Origin of the sequence: Sphingomonas gei, assembly GCF_004792685.1 — a bacterium.
Lineage (GTDB): Bacteria > Pseudomonadota > Alphaproteobacteria > Sphingomonadales > Sphingomonadaceae > Sphingomonas > Sphingomonas gei.
In genome coordinates this window covers 1-1,710 of sequence record NZ_SRXT01000021.1, presented here as the reverse complement: position 1 = coordinate 1,710, position 1,710 = coordinate 1, and the positions used below count along the sequence as shown (strand labels likewise).

General features: G+C 48.5%; 3 protein-coding genes. 2 read left to right on the top strand and 1 reads right to left on the bottom strand.

Going from position 1 to position 1,710, the window contains the following annotated elements:
* Nucleotides 1-74: 74 nt before the first annotated feature.
* Nucleotides 75-371: a phosphopantetheine-binding protein gene (locus E5A73_RS21100; RefSeq protein WP_420822590.1), complete on the top strand. Its 297-nt coding sequence runs from the start codon at nucleotides 75-77 to the stop codon at nucleotides 369-371.
* Between the two features lie 45 nt (nucleotides 372-416).
* Nucleotides 417-1,436: a hypothetical protein gene (locus E5A73_RS21095; protein ID WP_135965829.1), complete on the top strand. Its 1,020-nt coding sequence runs from the start codon at nucleotides 417-419 to the stop codon at nucleotides 1,434-1,436.
* Between the two features lie 31 nt (nucleotides 1,437-1,467).
* On the opposite strand, the gene E5A73_RS21655 is transcribed toward E5A73_RS21095, so the two are convergent.
* A partial coding sequence (locus E5A73_RS21655) for a hypothetical protein (protein WP_206366569.1) occupies nucleotides 1,468-1,710 on the bottom strand: 243 nt, incomplete at its 5' end.

Genomic DNA, 1,710 nt, shown 5'->3' with positions numbered 1-1,710 from the left:
ATATGGTTCCTGCGGCCTATGTGCTGCTGGACGCGCTGCCGCTGACCCCCAACGGCAAGCTAGACCGAGGCGCGCTGCCGGCGCCTGATGGCGACGCCTTCGCCCGCCAGGCCTATGAGGCACCGCAAGGCGAGATCGAGCAGGCGCTTGCCGCGATCTGGTCCGAGCTTCTGGGCATCGAGCGGATCAGCCGTCACGACAATTTCTTCGAACTCGGCGGACACTCGCTTGCGGTTGTACGCATGCTTAGCAGAGCAGAAAGCCAGTTTCATTTGAACATCCCGCTATCAACTATTTTTGAATATCCGATACTTAGCGTTATTTCCGCGATAATTGCTGAAAGTATTACTATGTTCGAGACCTCGCCGTAACGCGCCCAGCTGATTGACGCCGGATGAGACCATGAATCTGCCCCGATGCGCCATGATGTCTCTGATGCCGTCACTCCAACTGCGATCACTTCGCCGTCGACGGCGGCGCCCAACAAGGAAGACCATATGCCTCGTATAAACGAAGATCCATCATGGCTTCTCACAGAGATCAAAGAAAACCCTTCACTTTGTCAATCTGCAGTTGAGGCACTGCGTGCTGATTTAGTAATTCTTGTTGAAAGACTAACCATTCAAGAAGCAGAATGTATTTTAAATCAAGTTGCAGCGGCGCTAGGCTTGAAAGATTCACTGGAAATTCAATCCGGATTCGCCACGATGTTAGGTCATAGAGAAAATATAAGTGGCCCCTTTATGACAGTTAACAAGAGAGAGGATTATCAATTTATCTCCGCTCATTCCGAAGGAAATCGCGCAGCCGGAATGCAATTTGCTTCTTTTTATTGCATTGAAAATAGCACTGATGGCGGGGATACCATATTGTTTCATGTAGACAATCATCGTGACGGATGGACGCGCCTAAGAGAACTTTCTCGAAAAATCGATGTGAGGTCTCAGCAGTTGACACCTGGCCAAGCATCCATACTTAAGATGCGATACAATATAGCAAGTCCAAACGACATGGTAGACGAAAATGATACGATTGTTGGCGAACTACCTTCTGTTTTCGACGGAATAAGGATTTTTGATGTATTAACAAAGACAAATACTTCATTTTCCACGATCTTGAATTGCTCAGTTAACTCGTACTTGGATTCAGTAGCAAGCATTGATCGCACTTGCGGTGAGGAATACATGTCGCTTTTGCAAGACATGGGTTTGCTGAGACAGTCAGCGAGCGGAATAGGATTAACTCAGGTTGATAATTGCGCACCTCGTAGAATTTGGGAATCCGGGGTGATGTTTGAAGATTTATTTCAGGGAATAGTACATCGTAGGCTTAGAAGCGGCGATCTAATATTTTATAATAATTTGACGTGGGCACATTCCGCAACAAACTGGTCTCCATATTCTGGGGCTAGAAAAGTGATTGCTGCATTTGCTTGACTTTTGTGGGTGAGGTTATCCAATGATCAATTTACGAACCTCGTCCGGATCTGCGGATATTGGCAAGGATGGAGATCTGCGGAGCCTCGTAAAGAAGCTTGGCATAACTAAGCGAGGACAGGCTGGCCTCGTTATAAATAAATTCTCGCGTGGTGGGCCGCTGGCCTTGTCGTTTGCGCAGCAGCGGCTTTGGTTCCTGGACCAGCTCGAGGGTGCGAGCGCGACCTATAACATACCGATGGCGCTGCGGCTTGGTGGGCGTCTCGATATGGCG

Excerpts from the sequence above, each read along its gene's own strand:
- E5A73_RS21095 (WP_135965829.1), top strand. The coding sequence starts at position 417 with ATGCGCCATGATGTCTCTGATGCCGTCACTCCAACTGCGATCACTTCG.